This window comes from Salsipaludibacter albus (assembly GCF_019798055.1).
Classification (GTDB): domain Bacteria; phylum Actinomycetota; class Nitriliruptoria; order Nitriliruptorales; family Nitriliruptoraceae; genus Salsipaludibacter; species Salsipaludibacter albus.
On record NZ_JAHOPH010000001.1, the window covers coordinates 143,539 to 159,395 of the forward strand.

General features: G+C 73.5%; 16 protein-coding genes. 7 read left to right on the forward strand and 9 right to left on the reverse strand.

Features of this window, described 5'->3' with window-relative positions; genetic code table 11:
* Positions 1-21: 21 nt before the first annotated feature.
* The 3 genes from KR546_RS00660 to KR546_RS00670 all read left to right on the forward strand — a co-directional run bounded on the left by KR546_RS00660 (position 22) and on the right by KR546_RS00670 (position 1,761).
* Complete coding sequence (locus KR546_RS00660) at positions 22-774, forward strand: AzlC family ABC transporter permease (protein ID WP_238442765.1); 753 nt, start codon at positions 22-24, stop codon at positions 772-774.
* Positions 771-1,100 (forward strand): AzlD domain-containing protein, encoded by a 330-nt coding sequence (locus tag KR546_RS00665; protein WP_238442766.1) that lies wholly within the window; start codon positions 771-773, stop codon positions 1,098-1,100. Before KR546_RS00660 ends, KR546_RS00665 begins: the two co-directional genes overlap by 4 nt.
* 136 nt (positions 1,101-1,236) lie before the next feature.
* Positions 1,237-1,761, forward strand: a complete 525-nt coding sequence (locus tag KR546_RS00670) for a GNAT family N-acetyltransferase (RefSeq protein WP_238442767.1) — start codon at positions 1,237-1,239, stop codon at positions 1,759-1,761.
* Positions 1,762-1,806: 45 nt separating this feature from the next.
* On the opposite strand, the gene KR546_RS00675 is transcribed toward KR546_RS00670, so the two are convergent.
* A complete protein-coding gene (locus tag KR546_RS00675; RefSeq protein ID WP_238442768.1) occupies positions 1,807-2,643 on the reverse strand; it encodes a hypothetical protein in 837 nt (278 codons plus the stop codon).
* 179 nt (positions 2,644-2,822) lie between these two features.
* Here KR546_RS00675 and KR546_RS00680 point away from each other — a divergent pair, with 179 nt between their 5' ends.
* Together KR546_RS00680 and KR546_RS00685 are read left to right on the forward strand one after the other, a co-directional pair.
* Positions 2,823-3,647 (forward strand): alpha/beta fold hydrolase, encoded by an 825-nt coding sequence (locus tag KR546_RS00680; RefSeq protein ID WP_238442769.1) that lies wholly within the window; start codon positions 2,823-2,825, stop codon positions 3,645-3,647.
* Positions 3,644-5,017 carry a cytochrome P450 gene (locus KR546_RS00685; RefSeq protein ID WP_238442770.1) on the forward strand — a complete coding sequence of 458 codons (1,374 nt, stop codon included), beginning with the start codon at positions 3,644-3,646 and terminating at the stop codon, positions 5,015-5,017. The genes KR546_RS00680 and KR546_RS00685 overlap by 4 nt, the downstream gene beginning before the upstream one ends.
* Positions 5,018-5,138: 121 nt before the next feature.
* On the opposite strand, the gene KR546_RS00690 is transcribed toward KR546_RS00685, so the two are convergent.
* From KR546_RS00690 to KR546_RS00720, 7 genes are all read right to left on the reverse strand, one after another.
* Positions 5,139-5,639 carry a hypothetical protein gene (locus KR546_RS00690; protein WP_238442771.1) on the reverse strand — a complete coding sequence of 167 codons (501 nt, stop codon included), beginning with the start codon at positions 5,637-5,639 and terminating at the stop codon, positions 5,139-5,141.
* The gene (locus KR546_RS00695; protein WP_238442772.1) at positions 5,636-6,523 is read right to left on the reverse strand and encodes an NmrA family NAD(P)-binding protein; all 888 of its coding nucleotides are present in this window, start codon (positions 6,521-6,523) and stop codon (positions 5,636-5,638) included. Before KR546_RS00695 ends, KR546_RS00690 begins: the two co-directional genes overlap by 4 nt.
* Positions 6,520-7,092, reverse strand: a complete 573-nt coding sequence (locus KR546_RS00700; protein WP_238442773.1) for a TetR/AcrR family transcriptional regulator — start codon at positions 7,090-7,092, stop codon at positions 6,520-6,522. Before KR546_RS00700 ends, KR546_RS00695 begins: the two co-directional genes overlap by 4 nt.
* Before the next feature lie 159 nt (positions 7,093-7,251).
* A complete protein-coding gene (locus tag KR546_RS00705; protein ID WP_238442774.1) occupies positions 7,252-10,011 on the reverse strand; it encodes a cation-translocating P-type ATPase in 2,760 nt (919 codons plus the stop codon).
* A gap of 182 nt (positions 10,012-10,193) precedes the next feature.
* A complete protein-coding gene (locus KR546_RS00710) occupies positions 10,194-10,529 on the reverse strand; it encodes a helix-turn-helix transcriptional regulator (RefSeq protein ID WP_238442775.1) in 336 nt (111 codons plus the stop codon).
* A 56-nt stretch (positions 10,530-10,585) separates the two neighbouring features.
* Positions 10,586-10,990, reverse strand: coding sequence for a MarR family winged helix-turn-helix transcriptional regulator (locus KR546_RS00715; protein ID WP_238442776.1), 405 nt, complete (start codon positions 10,988-10,990; stop codon positions 10,586-10,588).
* Between the two features lie 30 nt (positions 10,991-11,020).
* Positions 11,021-11,431 (reverse strand): DUF6069 family protein, encoded by a 411-nt coding sequence (locus tag KR546_RS00720; protein ID WP_238442777.1) that lies wholly within the window; start codon positions 11,429-11,431, stop codon positions 11,021-11,023.
* Positions 11,432-11,562: 131 nt separating this feature from the next.
* Here KR546_RS00720 and KR546_RS00725 point away from each other — a divergent pair, with 131 nt between their 5' ends.
* Positions 11,563-12,222, forward strand: a complete 660-nt coding sequence (locus KR546_RS00725) for an SDR family NAD(P)-dependent oxidoreductase (protein ID WP_238442778.1) — start codon at positions 11,563-11,565, stop codon at positions 12,220-12,222.
* A 144-nt stretch (positions 12,223-12,366) separates the two neighbouring features.
* On the opposite strand, the gene KR546_RS00730 is transcribed toward KR546_RS00725, so the two are convergent.
* Positions 12,367-14,973, reverse strand: a complete 2,607-nt coding sequence (locus KR546_RS00730) for an ATP-binding protein (RefSeq protein WP_238442779.1) — start codon at positions 14,971-14,973, stop codon at positions 12,367-12,369.
* A 244-nt stretch (positions 14,974-15,217) separates the two neighbouring features.
* Here KR546_RS00730 and KR546_RS00735 point away from each other — a divergent pair, with 244 nt between their 5' ends.
* Entirely contained in the window at positions 15,218-15,787 is a 570-nt protein-coding gene (locus KR546_RS00735) for an OsmC family protein (protein ID WP_238442780.1), read from the forward strand.
* Positions 15,788-15,857: the final 70 nt, after the last annotated feature.

Here is a 15,857-nt window from a genome sequence, read left to right on the forward strand (position 1 = left end):
GGCGCGCGACACTGGCCGGCCATGCATGACACGACGGCCAGCACCGACCTGCGCACCCCGTTCCGCACCGGGGTGCGCGACGTCGCGCCCCTGCTGCTGGGCGTGGTGCCGTTCGGGCTCGTGGCCGGGCTCGCCGCGGTCCAGGCCGATCTCGGGCTGCCCGGCGCCGTCGGGTTCTCCACGATCGTCTTCGCGGGTGCCTCCCAGCTCGCGGCGATCGACCTGCTGGGCGCGGGCGCACCGACCTGGGTCGTGATCGGGACGGTCTGGGTCATCAACCTGCGGATGGTGATGTACTCGGCCTCGCTCGCCCCGCACATGGCCACGCTGCCCCGTGGGCCGCGCCTGCGGGCCGCCTACCTGCTGACGGACCAGGCCTACGCCATCAGCATCATGGAGTTCCGGCGTCGCGACTGGGCCCCGCGCCAGCGACTCGCCCTGTACCTGGGTGCCGGGACGGCCCTGTGGGTGACGTGGCAGGTCTCGACGGTGGTCGGGGCGATCGGTGGTGGGGCCGTGCCGGACGCGGTGCCATTGGCATTCGCCGTGCCCCTGGCCTTCCTGTCGCTGCTCGTCCCGGCGATGACCGACCGCCCGACCGTCGTGGCCGCCGTCGTGGGCGGCACCGTCGCGACCCTCGGCGTCGGCCTGCCCTCCAACCTCGGGATGCCCCTGGGCGCCGTCAGCGGTGTCCTGGCCGGGTGGTTGGTCGCCCGCCACGGCCGGACGTCCGCGCCGGTGGCCGGTGGCATGGCCGACGGGGACCGGCCATGACCTGGCCGTCCACCACCACCTGGGTGATCGTCCTCGTCGCCGGTTTGGGCACGTACGCGCTGCGTGCCAGCTTCCTGGCGATGGCCGACCGTCTGGCCGCACTGCCGACCGACGTGCGCGAACTGCTGCGGATGGTCCCGGCCGCCACGATGGCCGCGCTGACCCTGCCGGCGTTGCTGCGCCCGGACGGTGCGTGGGCGCTGCTCGGGCCCCGGGCGCTGGCGGGGGTGGTCGCCGGCCTGGTCGCGTGGCGGACCGGCAGCGTCCTGGCGACCGTGATCGTCGGTCTGGGCGCAGTCATGGCCCTGCAGGTCCTCCTCGGCTGATGCCGCCCCGGGGATGGGCGCCACCCCGGGTCGAAGAGCCGGCCTGCTCGACGGCCGTCGACATGGGCAGTCGACACGCATGCCCGGCGGACGTCGACATGGCACCGTGGTCGCACGCCCTGCCAGGAGGGGATGCATGGAGCTCACGACGGCTGGCCCGGACGATGCGGCGTGGCTCGCGCCCCTGGCTGCGCGGTGGTTCCGTGCGGCCTTCGTCGACGCCAACGACCCCGACGACGTCGATGCCTACGTCGCGGCGGCGTTCCATCCGGACCAGTTCACCGCGGAACTCGCCGACCCCCGGACCACGACGTTGCTGGCCCGGGACGTCGACGCGAGCCCACGGCAGGTGCTGGGATACGCGATGCTGGTCGCGGGGGCCGGGCCCAACGTGGTCGGAGAACGCCCCGTCGAGCTGCGCCGGCTCTACGTCGAGACCGCCCTCACGGGTCGCGGGCTGGGGGGTGCACTCCTCGAACTGGCCCTGGCACGCTGCGCCGCCGCTGGCCACGACGTGGCCTGGCTCGGCGTGTGGGAGCACGCCGTCCGGGCGATCGGCTTCTACACGGCCCACGGCTTCCGCCGGGTCGGGTCCCAGCCGTTCACCCTGGGGTCCCGTCTCCAGACCGACCTGGTCCTCGCCCGTGTCGTTGCGCCCTGAGCCCGAGGGCACCGGGGCGTGGACGCCGTGCCGACGTCCCCGGACTCACCAGGTGAGCTCACCGGCCGGGGCGCGGTCCATGGCGACCAGGAGTCCCACCGCAGCGGCGACGACCGCGACCAGCACGCCGACGACCAGCGCCACGGCCAGTCCTGACCCGGTGAGGTCGTCGGGTGCCCGGAGCAGTCCGACGCCCACCAGGACCAGACCGATGGTGGCGCTCTCGACGTGGAGTCGGAGTGCGCTCCAGCGTGGTTCGAACAGGAAGGCGAGCCACACGACCCCGACGAAGGCCATGAAGGCGCTGACCGTGCGGGTGGTCAACGGCGACAGGTCCCAGGGCCACCAGCCCGTTGCCAGTCCCGGGACGACGAAGAAGGCGAGGGCGGCGCCGACCTGGACGACGCCGACGGCGCCGGCCAGCCTGCGGACGTTGGTCGGGACCCGCGTCGTCGACACCCCGGCCCCGGGGTCGTGGCGGCGGTTGCGCCACCACAGCACGGGCAGCACGACCGGTGCCAGCAGGTAGACCACTGTCCAGGTCCACAACGACACGTGGCCGTGGCTGAAGTTCTCCCAGTGGAGGATCGTCGCGACCAGCAGGAGCGTGGTCAGGACCGTGGCCGCCACGAAGGCGAGCGCGACTTCGTGCCACCGCGAACTCGTCCAGACCCGGACGAAGAAGGTCGCGCCGGCGAGGTAGCCGGCTCCCATGGCCAGCGCCGTCATCGGCGGGTTGACCCGCCACGCGAACAACCGGCCCGTGTCCGTGGGGAACAGGTACAGGATGATGCCGGCGGCGATCAGCACGAGCGCCACCACCCCGGCGGTCCATCGAGTCGTGGCGAGCACCCGGTCGTCACGTCCGGCGTTGGGGTTCATGGTCTCGGCCCCGATCGCGAATCCCTGGTCCGAACCCCGCTCGGCTCCCGCGATCGAGGACCTCCTGCGCCCGAGCCGCCGGGCGGCGGCCCCCGTCGGGCACCGATGTCGAAGTCCACCTCCATAGTATGAACGTGATGTCGAAGTTCCAGCGCCGACGCGTCTCGGTCGGGGACGCCATGCTCTCTGCCCTGGGGCCCGGGGGTGGCCCCGACGACGATGCCATGGTGCTGCTGCACGGCATCCCGAGCTCCGCCCACCTCTGGGCCGGTGTGCTCCAGGTGGCGCCCCGGGCCGGGCCGGCCGTCCTGGCGCCGGACCTGCCCGGCTACGGCCACACCCGACCGGGGGCCGGGGACACGTGGTCACTGGCAGGTGCGGCCGACCTGCTCGGGCGCTGGATCGACCAGCAGGGCCTCGCCCCGGCCTGGCTGGTGGGCCACGACGCCGGCGGGGCCGTCGCCCAGATCCTCGCCGCGACCCGGCCCGAGCTGGTGGCACGGCTGACCCTGGTGGACTCGATCGTCGACGGGTCGTGGCCCGCGCCGCGGGCACGGTTCGCGACCCTGGCGGCCAGGTTCGGGCTGTACCGCCCGGCCGCAGCGCTCGGGCTCGTGCCCAACGTCCACATCCGACGCCAGGTCGCCCGCGGGTTCGCCGACCCGGCACACCTGGCCGCGGTCGACCAGGACGCCGTCTTCTGGGACGGCAAGTTCTCCGACCCGACCGGGCGCTGGGCGTTCCAGCAGCACCTGGCTGCGCTCGACCCGGCCGACACTGCCCGGATCGTCGCGGCACTGTCCGAACTGGCCATGCCGACCCAGGTGGTCTGGGGCACCGAGGACGTCTTCCAGACCTGGGCGGTGGCCGGTCGGCGCCTGGCCGACCTGCTGCCGCGACCGGCCGTGACCATGCTCGACGGGTGCGGCCACTTCCTGCCGCTGGAATGCCCGGGCCGACTGGTCGACGCACTGCTCGCGTGGCGGGCGGAGGCCACGACATGACTGCGGAGGCCGCCCCGGTCCCCACCGTCCCCGGCGGCTGGCTGCTGGGGTCGGCCACGGCCCTCCAGGACGACCAGCTGGCCACCTACCTCGACGCGATGCACACCCACGGCAGCCACGTGCGGTTCCGGGTGGGGCCACCCCGCATCGGGTTCGTGTTCGACGCCGTGTTCAGCCCGGAGGGCGCCAGGCAGGTGCTGGGAGCTCGCGAGGACCGCTGGATCAAGCAGGCACCGGTCCTGGACGAGTTCACGCACCTGTTCGGCGAGGGGCTGGGCAGCAGCACCGGCCACCTGTGGCTCACGCACCGACGCATCCTCCAACCGGTGTTCACGCGACGCCACGTCGAACAGTCGATGCGCGCGATCGTCTCGGCCGCCGAGGACGTGGTCGCGGACTGGGTCGCCGCCGGGCCGGGCGCCGGGGTCGACCTGTCCGACGCATCCATGCGCTACTCCCTGCGGGCGCTGGGACGCAGCATCTTCGGCGCCGACGACCTCGACCGGGCCTGGCCCGTGCTCCAGTGGACCCTGCCCCTGCTCAGCGACCATGCGGCCACCCGGGGCCTCGCACCGGTCCGGCTTCCCCGGTCGTGGCCGACGCCGGCGAACCGTCGTGCGGCACGAGCCCGCCGCGCCCTCCACGAGTTGGTGGACGACCTGGTCCGGACCCGGCGGGCCGCGACCGACGACCACGACCTGCTGGGCCTCCTGCTCGCCGCCCGGGACCCCGACACCGGACGGGGACTCGACGACCGCGAGGTCCGCGACGAGGTGCTGATCTTCCTGTCGGCCGGCCACGAGACCACGGGCAGCTCCCTCGCCCTGGTCCTGCACCTGCTCGGCCGCCACCCACGGGTCCAGCACCGGGTCCGGGAGGAGGTCCGGCGCGTCCTCGGCGACCGCACCCCGCGCGCGGCCGACCTCGACGACCTGCAGTACACGGGCCAGGTCGTCGACGAGGCCCTGCGCCTGTACCCACCCCTGCACACGCTGGTGCGTCGAGCAGCCCGCGACACTCGACTGCTGGGCCACGAGGTCCCCGAGGGCCGGGTCGCCGCCGTGAGCACCTGGGGCATCCACCGCAACCCGGCGGTCTGGCCCGACCCGGCACGGTTCGACCCCACGCGGTTCGACCCCGACCGAGACCACGACCGACACGCCCACGTCCCGTACGGAGCCGGGCCCCGCTCCTGCATCGGTGTCCACCTCGCGACGGCGGAACTGGTCGTGGCCGTCGCCCTGGTCGTGCGGGCGTTCCGCCTGTCGGCCGACGACCGGGAACCCGAGCTCATGGCCGGCGTCACCCTCCGGAGCCGACGGCCACTGCGCGCTGTCCTCGTACCGCCGGGCCGCGCCGAGCACGACTGATCCAGCCTGGCCCCGGTCGCGGCCACGCCCGCAGCGCGCCTCGACGACGGGGTCTGGGCGCCACGGCCACCCGGTCTGCCCCCGGGAGAGGGGGAACTCCCGTGGCGGGACGGCGATGACGTCAGTCCGTTGGGTCGAGATGGAGATGCAGGACGGACAGGCCGAAGGTCCGGACGGCGTCGGCAAGTTCGTCGTGGGTGGGGGCTCGGTCGACGTTGATCCGGAGGCCGAGGCGTCGTCCGGCGTGTTCCCAACCGTGTGCGCCGACGAGGTCGCTGTAGGCGCGTGCGACATGGTCGGGGTCTTCTTCCAGGGTGCCGGTCCCGGGGAGCACTCGGCCGCGCCACCGGACCGCCATGGGGTGGCCGCCACGGAAGTTGACGCGCCAGCCCGAGTTGGTCAGCACGGCGGGGTGGCCGGCGAGGTCGTGGTGCCCGACCGGGATGGTGTAGGGGGTGCCGGTGCGTCGGCCACGGAAGCAGAGCAGCAACATGGCGTCGTCGACCAGCCGGTGCGCGGGCGTGCGCAGCAGGGTCCGCACGAGCGGGTTGACGACGTGGTCCCACAGGGCCTTGGGAGGGCGCACGCGCTCGACGGCGGGTCGGGTCGTGTCGTTGGTCATGGCGTGCTCCACAGGTCGAGGTGGTCGGTGACGTAGTCGTCGAGGGTTCGAGCTGGCCGGCCGAGCAGGTCGGCCAGGGTGGAGGTGACGGGGGCGGCGTCGCCGCGGCGCAACCCGACGTGCAGGACGGTCTGCACGACGACCTGGGCGACGGGCAGGCCACTGCGACGAAGATGGCCGAGGTAGCCGACGACGCTGGCCGGGTGGTAGTGGATCGGCCGACCCAGGCGGCGGGACAGCAGGTCGGCGACGTCGACGAACGTGACTGCGGCGGGTCCGGTGAGGTGGTAGCTGCGTCCGGCGTGCGCTCCGGGGTCGGCCAGGATCGTGGCGGTGACGTCGCCGAGGTCGCGCACGTCGAGGAAGGCGACGCGACCGTCACCGGCCGGGACGTAGAGCCGGTCGTCGGTACGGATGTCGGCCCGGTAGGCGTCGCCGAGGTTCTGCGCGAAGAAGCCTGGTCGCAGGATCGTGTGGGCGATGCCGGCGGCCTGCAGGTGGGTCTCGACGCGGTGGTGGGGGACGACGCGGTTGCTGTCGGCTCCGGCGACCGATGCGAAGACCACGGGGGCGACTCCGGCGTCGACCGCGGCGTCGACCAGCCGGTTGAGGGTCGGGCCGACCCGCGCGATCGCGGGTGGTCGCATCAGGAACAGCGCGCTGGCCCCCGTCATCGCCGCGGGGAAGGTGGCCGCGTCGGTCAGGTCGAGGTGCACCGGGGCGATGCTGTCGTCATGCCAGCGGGCCGGGTCGGTCAGACCCGCCCGGACGACGTGCCCGGCGGCCGCCAACGACGTCGCGACCGCCCCACCGAGGTTGCCGGTGGCCCCGGTGACCACCACCGGGCCCAGGGCGCCGGACGAAGGCGGGGGGAGGTCGGTCACGATCCAGCTGCCCGTGGGGTCGCGGGCAGGGCATCATCCACGATCGCCGCCACCTCGCCCGAGCCGACGGGGTGGCCCGCGACCAGGACGCGGTACACGACCGGGCCCAGCACCGCCGCCACGACGTGGTCCACGTCGAGGCCGGTCGGCAGCTGGCCCCGCGCGACACCCCGGTCGATCACGTCGCGAACGACCGCATGACGACGGCGCGCCTCCCGATGATGTACCTCCGCCAGCTGTGCATCCCGGGTCGCGCCCTCGGCCATGACCGCCAGCAACCGCGCCAACGGCCCGTCCGCCAACGCCCGGGCGAACCCACCGACCAGCGCCACCAGGTCCTCGCGCACGGCGCCCGTGTCCGGGACCGTCGGAGGCTCCAGGGACTGCGACAAGGCCTCCAGGACCAGGTCCGGCTTGGTGTCCCAATGCCGGTACACGGTCGTCCGGGCGACCCCCGACCGGGCGCAGATGTCCTCGACCGACGAACCGTCGATGCCCCGCTCCAGGACCGAGGCGACCGTCGCGTCCAGTATCGCCGCCCGCGACCGCACCACCCTCGGATCTTCCACGGGCCACCCTCCTAAGAAACAAAACAGTATTGTATCATATCTCGTCGCCGCGGCATCGCGGTCGGCTCCGCGGTGGAGGTGGTGTGCCTCGGTGGCGGCCTCGAGCCAGGTCATCGCGGCCAGGACGGCCAGCACACGTCGACGAGCCCGGCCAGTCCGTCACGTCGTCGGATGCTGTCGATCGCGACGCGTGGGACGGCCGACACGGGCTCGTTGCCGACGACGGCCGATCCACGCGGTCAGCTCGGCCAGGGCGATCGGCAGCATGCCGAGGCCAGCTGCGAGGACCCACTGGTCCCACGACAGGTCGACGGTGTCGAACAGCGCCTGCGCGGCGGGCAGGTGCACGACGGCGACCTGGCCCCCCAGGACGAGGGCCAACGCCCCCCACAGCCAGCGGTTGGTGAACAGGTGACGGCGCAGGACCCCGGCGGTCGTTGCGCGAACGGCCAGGGCGTTGCCGAGTTGCAGCAGGACGAACGTGGTGAAGGCCATGGTCGTCCGGGTCTCCGGGTCCGTGGCGACCACGACGCCGAGCGTGGCCGCCGCCATCACCGCAACCGTCGGCAGCATCCCGCGCAGCACGCGGGCATCCAGGATCCTGGCGGTGCGACCGCGGGGAGGTCGGTGCATGACGTCCGGTCGGGCGCGATCGACCCCCAGGGCCATGGCGGGCGGGCCGTCGGCGACCAGGTTGACGAACAGGATCTGCAGCGGGCTGAAGGGGGACGGCAGGGCCAGCAGGCCGGCCGCCAGCAGCGTCGCGATGGCCGCGAGGTTGGTCGTCAGCTGGAAGCGCACGAACGTGGTGAGATTGTCATGGATCGCCCGCCCGCGTTCCACCGCGGTGACGATGGTGGTGAAGTCGTCGTCGGCGAGCACGATGTCGGCGGCCTCCCTGGTCACCTCGGTGCCGGTGATGCCCATGGCCACCCCGACGTCGGCTCGCCGCAGCGCTGCCGCGTCGTTGACGCCGTCGCCGGTCATGGCGACCACCTCGCCGCGGGCGTGGAGGGCGTCGACGACGCGGACCTTGTGCTCGGGCGAGACGCGGGCGACGACCCCGACGTCGCCGATCCGACGAGCCAGCTGGGCGTCGTCGAGGTCGTCGAGCTCGGCGCCCGTGAGGACCTCGCCCGTGATCCCCACGGCACGGGCGATCGCCCGTGCGGTCGCGGGGTGGTCGCCCGTGACCATCCGCACGTCGATGCCCGCCGTCCGGCAGCGCGCCAGGGCGTCGGCGACGCCGTCACGAGGCGGGTCCACCATCGCCACCACGGCCTCGAGCGTGAGGTCCCCGAGTCGTCCGACGATCGCGTCGGGGTCGTCGGCCACGGGGCCGACCCAGTCGCCAGTCGCGACGGCGAGCATCCGCCAGCCCTGGTCTGCCCACTGGGCGAGCTGGTCGTCCAACTGGCGCCGGTGGTGATCGTCGAGGTGGACGGGCCCCGCCGTGGTGGCCAGCCGGGTCGATCGTGCGACCAACTCGTCGGGTGCGCCCTTGACCGCCAGCCGCAGCAGGCCCTCGCGGACGTCCGAGACGTCGGTGACCACGGTGGCCATCAACTTCTTGGCCGGGTCGAAGGGCAGTTCGGCCAGCCGTCGGGTCGCCGCCTGCTGGTCGGCGACGGCGACGCCGACGGACCGTGCGGCGAGCAGGATCGCCACTTCCGTGGGGTCACCCAGGTGGTCGTCGTCGGTCGCGCCGAGCGTGGCGTCGCTCGCCTGGACCCCGGCCACGAGCGACCGTCGCAGTGCGGGCGTCGAACGGGGGTCGGCCCGGAGGTCCCAGGTCCGCCCGGCATGCCACACCGCGACCGGGGTCATGCGGTTGCGCGTGAGCGTGCCGGTCTTGTCGGTGCAGATCGCCGTGGTCGTGCCGAGGGTCTCGACCGAGGCGAGGCGTCGCACGATCGCGCGTTCCCGCGCCATCGCGGCCACACCGACGGCCAGCGTGACGGTCACGACCGCGGGGAGCCCCTCGGGGATCGCGGCGACGCCGAGGGCGACGGCCTCGAGTGCCGCGTCCCCGAGGGGCGTGCCCCGCACGAGCGCCAGGGCGAAGACCAGGGCGACGGCCACGCCGACCAGCCCCACCAGGCGCCTGCCGAGGTGCCCGAGCTGCTCCTCGAGCGGGGTCGCGCGGTCCACCGTGGCGGACAGCAACCGCGCGATCCTGCCGACCTCGGTCGCCATGCCGGTGCGGGTGACGACGAGTTCGATCCGTCCGCGGACCAGGGTCGTGTTCATGAACAGTTCGTTGGTCCGCCCGCCCAGTTCGGGGCGCTCGGCGGCCAGGGGGCGCTCGTGCTTGTCGACCGGGACCGACTCGCCCGTCAGCGTGGACTCGTCGGCGGCCGCAGCGCGTGCCAGGAGCACGCGCCCATCGGCGGGGACGCGATCGCCGGCCTCGAGCAGGACGACGTCGCCGACGACGAGGTCGACGGCGGCGATCTCGACGACGTTCCCGTCACGCCGCACCGTGACCACCTGTTCGAGCATGCCCTCGAGGGCCGCCAGGGCATGCTCGGCACGGCCCTCCTGGACGAATCCCAGGATCCCGTTGAGCACGAGGACCGCAGCGATGACCAGGGCGTCCTTCAGGTCGCCGACGACGCCCGCCAGCACCGCTGCACCGACCAGCACCGCGATGATCGGGTTGGCGAACTGGTCGCCCAACCGGCGCCACGCGGAGCGCCGCTCCGGTTCGACCAGACGATTCGGCCCGTGGGCGTGGAGCCGGGTCCTGGCCTCGTCGTCGCTGAGCCCGTGCGTCGGGTCCACGCCCAGGTGGGCGGCGACCTCGGCTGCCCCGAGCCCGTGCCCGGCCGGGAGGGCTGGCAACAACCCCTCGGTCGAACCGGCCGGGGTCGTGCCCGACGGGGACGGGGACGACGACGTGGTGGAGGAGGGGGCCATGGCGAACTCCGGCTCCGGGGGCGACCGCGTGGCGGTGCCCGGTGGCCGAGGTCTCCCTGCCGCCGACGGCGGCCGTTCCCCGGAACCTGGTCGACAGGCTCGAAGTGACGGGGATGGCGCGTGAGGTACTCCCCTCGATGTGCGAAGAATACTTCAGGCATCGGGCGCCCGCAACGCGAGCGTCAGCCGTCGGACTCCAGGGGCCGTTCCCGGGAGCCGGCCGACGTCGCCCCGGGGGCGACGTCCCCGATGGCCTCGAGCAACTCGCCCACCACGTGACCCCGCTCCAGCGGGTGGCGCATGGGCAGCCCCAGGTCCAGGTGGTAGTGGTTTCGGCGGCCTCGACGCTCCCGGCCGACGTACCCCGCCGCGCAGAGGTCCGCAAGGATGGCCTGGACGGCGCGTTCGGTGATCCCGACCTCGGTCGCGATCTCCCGGATGCGGGCATCGGGGTCTTGGGCGAGTGCCACCAGCACGTGCCCGTGGTTGCTCAGGAGGGTCCAGTCCGGGCTCGACATGCCAGCTCCTCGGTCGCGTTCCGGGCGGGGAGTTGCGCCATGGTGCGGCACGTGCGTCAGTCCTGCAGGGATGCACGGACCCGGCGCAGCAGGCGCCGGAGATCTGCCTGTTCTGCGCTGGTGAGCCCGGCCGTGGTCTCGTCGTCGAGTCGACGCCAGAGCTCGCGGGCCGATGCCAGCGCCTCGCGGCCGGTCGGCGTGAGCGAGACCAGCGTCCGGCGGCCATCACCGGGGTCGGGCCCGCGCTCGACGTGGCCGTGCGGCTCGAGGCGTCGGACCATCTTGGTCACGGTCGGTTGCTCCACCGCGAGCATGTCCGCGAGCTCACCGATCGCGCAGGGGCCATGGTCACCCAGCGCGGCGAGCAGGAACTCCTGGCCGGGGTGCAGCCCGATGGTGGCCAGCAACGCGGCGGCGCGCGCCCGATGGGCCATGCTGGCGCGAGCGAGCGCACGCCCCACCGACTCCGCCTCCACAGTGGCGCTCCCCCGTCAACGACCCAGTCGTGCGGGGATCCCGAATGCGGCGAGGCCACCCACGACGAGGTGCATGGTGCCCAGCACGAGCCCGGTTGTCAGGTCGGTCGCGCCCAGGACGGCGCCCAACGAGAGCACCGTCAACACCACGACCGCCGGGGCCCAGGCGCGCCGCAGGGCCACGATCCTGGGAGCGAGCATCGCGTAGGCAGCGATGGCCAGGCCGAGGGGAACCACGCTCGCAACCGCGACCTCGACCACCCCCACCGACATCTGCGTGCCGGCATTGACGACCGTGCGCGCGGCGTCGAGCAACGTCGCGATCGCCAGGAGCGAGAGGTTGGCCACCACCGAGACCACCAGGAGCGGAGCGGCCGCCACGATGCCGGGTCGGTCGCCTGTGCGGGGTGCGGCGGTGGAGGACATGGTGGCTCCCCTGCGAGGCTCGTGGTCGTGCTTGCAGACACAAGTGTAGAGCCGGCTCTGCTATAGTGCAAAGCCGGCTATCTGTATCGGCGATCCACGTCTCGCGTCGCCATGACGAGGAGGAGGGACGAATGGACCTCGACGGAACGACGGTGTTGGTCACGGGGGCGACCGGCCAGGTGGGTTGGGGTGTCGCCCACGAAGCGATGGCAGCCGGCGCACGGCTCGTGCTCACGGCCAGCACGACCTCGTCGGCCCAACAGCTCACCGCAGCGTTCCCCGACGCGGAGGTGGTCGCCGTCGACCTGGCCGCCGACGGTGCCGACGAGACCGTACGCGCGGCGGTCGAGCACGCCGGCGGACGCCTCGACCACGTGTTCGCGCCGATCGGGGCGTGGTGGCAGCAGGGCCCGACGCTGGACCAGCCGCCGAGCGAACTCCGGGAGCTCCTGGGGACCTACGTGGTCGCACAACACCGCCTGGTGCGCGCCACCGCGCCGTACCTCGCCAGGACGGCTGGCTCGTACCTGCTCGTCACGGGGGCCGCCGGCCGACGACCGATCCCGGACGCCGGCCTGCTCGTCATCGCCGTCCGGGCCCAGTGGGCGCTCGCGGAGGTGCTGCGGGCGGAACTGGCCGACGCACCGTTCCGGTTCAACGAGGTGCGCATCCGCACCCGGATCGAGCGCGACGCACGACCCGGCGTCGTGGCGTCACGCATCGCCGGCGAGGTGTTCGTCGGCCTGTTGGCCGGCGACGCCCGGGGTGAGCTCCTCCACTACCCGGGCTGACCATCGACAGGGAGCCCCGTGGGTCGTGCGAAACGGGGCGAGGCCCTCGCGACGTTGGTCGTGGCAGGCGGCCCGGTGACGCCCAGTGGTCCACGTCGCCGCCACGGGTCCAGGCCCTCCTGCCGACCGAACTCGCGGCGCGCCTCAGCCGAGGCCGAGGTCGGCAGCCGCGGCACCGGCGTCGTGGCGGTTGTCGACCCCGAGCTTGCCGAGGATCGCCGACACGTGGTGGTCGACGGTCCGCACGGACAGCACCAGCCGGTCGGCGATCTCGGCATTGGTCAGTCCGTCGCGCACCAACTGGAGCACGTCGACCTGGCGCGGGGTCAGCCCGGCCGGGTTGTCCCGGGTCGCGAGCTGCGGGCCGCGCGGGATCGAGCGGACGCCCAGGGCCCGCAGGCGGTGCCGGGTCCACCGTGCCGCCGGCGCCGCGCCCAGCAGGTCGAGGGTCTCCAGGGCGTCGAGGGTCGGCTCGACCTCGCCCGACGATGCCAGCTCGAGGGCCTGTCGATAGCGGGCACCGAGCTCGCCCCACCCTGCCGCGGCCGTGCGCCAGTCCCCCGCGAGCCCGGACCGGAAGGGCTCCGGGAAGGCCGCGGGATCGACCTCGACCCCGCGGTCGTGACCACTCATCTGCAACACCCGCAGGAGCATGCCGCGGTGGCGGACCGGCGCGAGCGGCGAGCGGACGTGGGGCAGGGTGTCCTCGACCAGGTCGGGCCGGTCGTGCAGCCAGCCGTACTCGATCCGGACGGTGCCCACGGTGACGAGGTACTCGGCCGCCTCGCTCGCCAGTGCCATCGCCCAGGCCTCGTCGAGCAACTCCTCGGCGTCGTCGGCCCCACGCCACACCGCCAGCCGCGCCCTGCCGCTGCGGGCGAGCAGGCCGATGACCCCCACCTGGCGCGGGTCGACCGCCTCGACCAGTCCGGTCAGCGTCGCATCGGCGTCGTCCCACCGTCCCTGGTAGAGCTCCACCAGCCCACGCTGGGAGACGACGCTGAACCGGTGGGCCACGAAGTCGTGGTCGTCGAACCACGCCACGGCCTCGTCCGCGAGCGCGAGCAGTTCGGCGAAGCGGGACGCCCGCACGAGTGCGTCGGCCAGGTTGGTGTAGGTCCGGGCCGTGGGCTCGAGGACGTTGCCGGCCAGCCCGGTCGCCAGGGCCCGGCGCAACTGCGCGACGGCCGTGTCGTCGTCCCCCTCCATCGAGCGGACCATCGCGAGTCCGTTGTGGGCCAACACGACCAGGTCGGCACGCCCGACCTGCTCGGCCGCCTGCAGGGCGTCGGGCAGTCGCGACCGTGCCTGGTCGACCTGGTCGGTCAGTGCCAGCAGGACCGCGTGGTTGACCACGGCCTCGGCCCGCACCTGCGGATCGCCGACGTCCGTCGAGCAGGCCAGGGCCCGGTCCAGGTCGTGGCGGGCCGGCCGTGGGTGGTTGGCGATGTAGCGCATGCGGCCACGCACGACCAGGGCCCGCGCCAGCGTCGTGGGTTCGGTCCGTTCCCCCAGGTCCACGGCCTCGCCCGCGGCGACGATGGCGTCCTCGAACCGGTGGAGGTTGTACAGCGTCCAGGCCCGCTCCAGCAGCAGGGTCGCGTGGACGTCGGGGGCGAGCCGGTCCGCGTGGGGCAGGACCTGGCCCTGGATGACGTCGGCCTGGCGATGCGAGCCGGCACGGAAGGCGGCCGACGCGGCGGCCGGTCCGACCTCCGCGACGACGTCCTCCGCGCCCGCCCCGACCGCGTGGTGGAGCAGGACGTGGTCGTCGTGCTCGCGGATCGCGAGGACGTCGAGGGCATGCCGGTGGGCCTCGATCCGCTCGGTCGTGGTCAGCCCGCCCTCGATCGCACGACGGGCGAGTTCGTGGCGAAACCGCACCCCGTCGACACTGGCCACGAGCAGTCCCCGTCGCTCGGCGGGGGACAGCAGCCCGAGGTCACCGACCAGGTCGCGGGCCAGGTCCAGCGACACCGTGCCCGGGAACACCGACAGGTGTTCGAGGGCCCGCCGGGCCGGCCGGGACAACTGCCGGACCCGCCCCAGGACGGTCTCGGTGACCGTCCGGGGCACGGCGCCGGGCTCCGCGTGGGCCACCTCGGTGACGAAGAACGGGTTGCCCCCGGTGATCCGGGCGACCGCGGCGGCCTCGGGAGCCGAGCAGGCCACGAGGTCGGCGATCGCACCGGTCGACAACGGTGCCGGGGACACCCGCACGAGCGGTGCGGAGGCGAGTGCCGCGAGCACGGACGACAGTGGGTGGTCACGGCCGAGCTCGTCGTCACGGAAGGTCAGCACGACCAGTGCCGCACGAGTCGCGATCCGGCGGCCGACGAACCGGATCACGTCGAGGGTCGCCTCGTCGGCCCAGTGGACGTCCTCGAGCACCAGGACGACCGTTCGCAGCGGGTCGTCCAACAAGGCCAGCAGGGCGTCGAGGACGGCGCCGGTGTCGGCGCGCTCGACCGCGTCGGCCAGCGGCCCGCCGACCCGGCGGGCGACGTCGTGCAGTGGCCCGAGGGTCCGACCCGTGAGGAAGTCGTCGCACCAGCCGACCAGCATGCGGACGTCGCGATCTGCCAGCGTCGCGAGCCAGCCCGCGACCAGGCTGGACTTGCCGATCCCCGCCTCCCCACCCACGAGCACCACGGAGCCCGCGCCGGCCTCGGCGCGGTCCAGCGCGGCGTCGAGGACCACCAGGTCGTCCTCGCGCTCGAGCAGTCGTTCGCCCCCCACCGGCAGCGGCATGGTGGTCTCCGGGTCCGGCACCGCCCCCGACGGTGCCACGACCGACTCTAGGCCGTCCAAGCCGGGGATCGAAGCCCGGGCGGGCCGGACCGAGGGACGTCGCACCCCGTTCCGGATGGGTGGGCCGGGCCCGGGGTGGGCAGGCCCGACCGCAGACATGGGCAATGGTCACCGATGGGGCCGTCGCCACGATCGGCGACCGTGGCGACCACGCAACCAACAACGACTCCGAGGAGGAGCCAACATGTCCACCACCACACGAGAGCCCGTCGCCCGCAACGGCGTCGACGTTCCCACCCTGTTCGCCACGCTCGACGCCGTCGAGCAGGCCCCCGAGGCCGCGGCGTTCCAGTTCCGGGCCACGAACCGCTGGGTCTCCGGGACCCACAGCCGGACCACGGTCAGCCAGTTCTTCGGCGTCGGCGAGGAGCGGTCCCACACGACCACCTTCGTCCACGACGCCGACCACCCCGAGATCCTGACGGGAGGTGACCGGGGAACCGTCCCGGTCGAGTACCTCCTGGTCGCGCTGTCGTCCTGCATCACGGCCGGCATCGGCAACATCGCCTCGGTCCGCGGGGTCGACCTGTACGAGGTGGAGTCGACCGTCGAGGGCGACATCGACCTGAACGGGATCCTCGGCTTCGGCGGGGCCCGCAACGGCTACCAGCAGGTGCGCATGCACGTGCGCATCGCCGGCGACGCGTCGGACGAGGTCCTGGCCTCCATCGTCGAGCAGTCCCGGCAGCGGTCGGCCGTCTTCGACGTGCTGACCAACGGCGTCCCGGTCGCCCTGGACGTGACCGCGGGCTGAGCCTCGGCCACAGCCATCCGCGCGGTCGGTCCCGGAGACGGGGCCGACCGCGCAAGACGTCCGGAGGAGG

Bases quoted from the DNA above. Each gene is read 5' to 3' on its own strand.
- KR546_RS00660 (WP_238442765.1), top strand. From the start codon at position 22: ATGCATGACACGACGGCCAGCACCGACCTGCGCACCCCGTTCCGCACC.
- KR546_RS00665 (WP_238442766.1), top strand. From the start codon at position 771: ATGACCTGGCCGTCCACCACCACCTGGGTGATCGTCCTCGTCGCCGGT.
- KR546_RS00670 (WP_238442767.1), top strand. From the start codon at position 1,237: ATGGAGCTCACGACGGCTGGCCCGGACGATGCGGCGTGGCTCGCGCCC.
- KR546_RS00675 (WP_238442768.1), bottom strand. From the start codon at position 2,643: ATGAACCCCAACGCCGGACGTGACGACCGGGTGCTCGCCACGACTCGA.
- KR546_RS00680 (WP_238442769.1), top strand. From the start codon at position 2,823: ATGCTCTCTGCCCTGGGGCCCGGGGGTGGCCCCGACGACGATGCCATG.
- KR546_RS00685 (WP_238442770.1), top strand. From the start codon at position 3,644: ATGACTGCGGAGGCCGCCCCGGTCCCCACCGTCCCCGGCGGCTGGCTG.
- KR546_RS00690 (WP_238442771.1), bottom strand. From the start codon at position 5,639: ATGACCAACGACACGACCCGACCCGCCGTCGAGCGCGTGCGCCCTCCC.
- KR546_RS00705 (WP_238442774.1), bottom strand. From the start codon at position 10,011: ATGGCCCCCTCCTCCACCACGTCGTCGTCCCCGTCCCCGTCGGGCACG.
- KR546_RS00710 (WP_238442775.1), bottom strand. From the start codon at position 10,529: ATGTCGAGCCCGGACTGGACCCTCCTGAGCAACCACGGGCACGTGCTG.
- KR546_RS00720 (WP_238442777.1), bottom strand. From the start codon at position 11,431: ATGTCCTCCACCGCCGCACCCCGCACAGGCGACCGACCCGGCATCGTG.
- KR546_RS00725 (WP_238442778.1), top strand. From the start codon at position 11,563: ATGGACCTCGACGGAACGACGGTGTTGGTCACGGGGGCGACCGGCCAG.
- KR546_RS00730 (WP_238442779.1), bottom strand. From the start codon at position 14,973: ATGCCGCTGCCGGTGGGGGGCGAACGACTGCTCGAGCGCGAGGACGAC.
- KR546_RS00735 (WP_238442780.1), top strand. From the start codon at position 15,218: ATGTCCACCACCACACGAGAGCCCGTCGCCCGCAACGGCGTCGACGTT.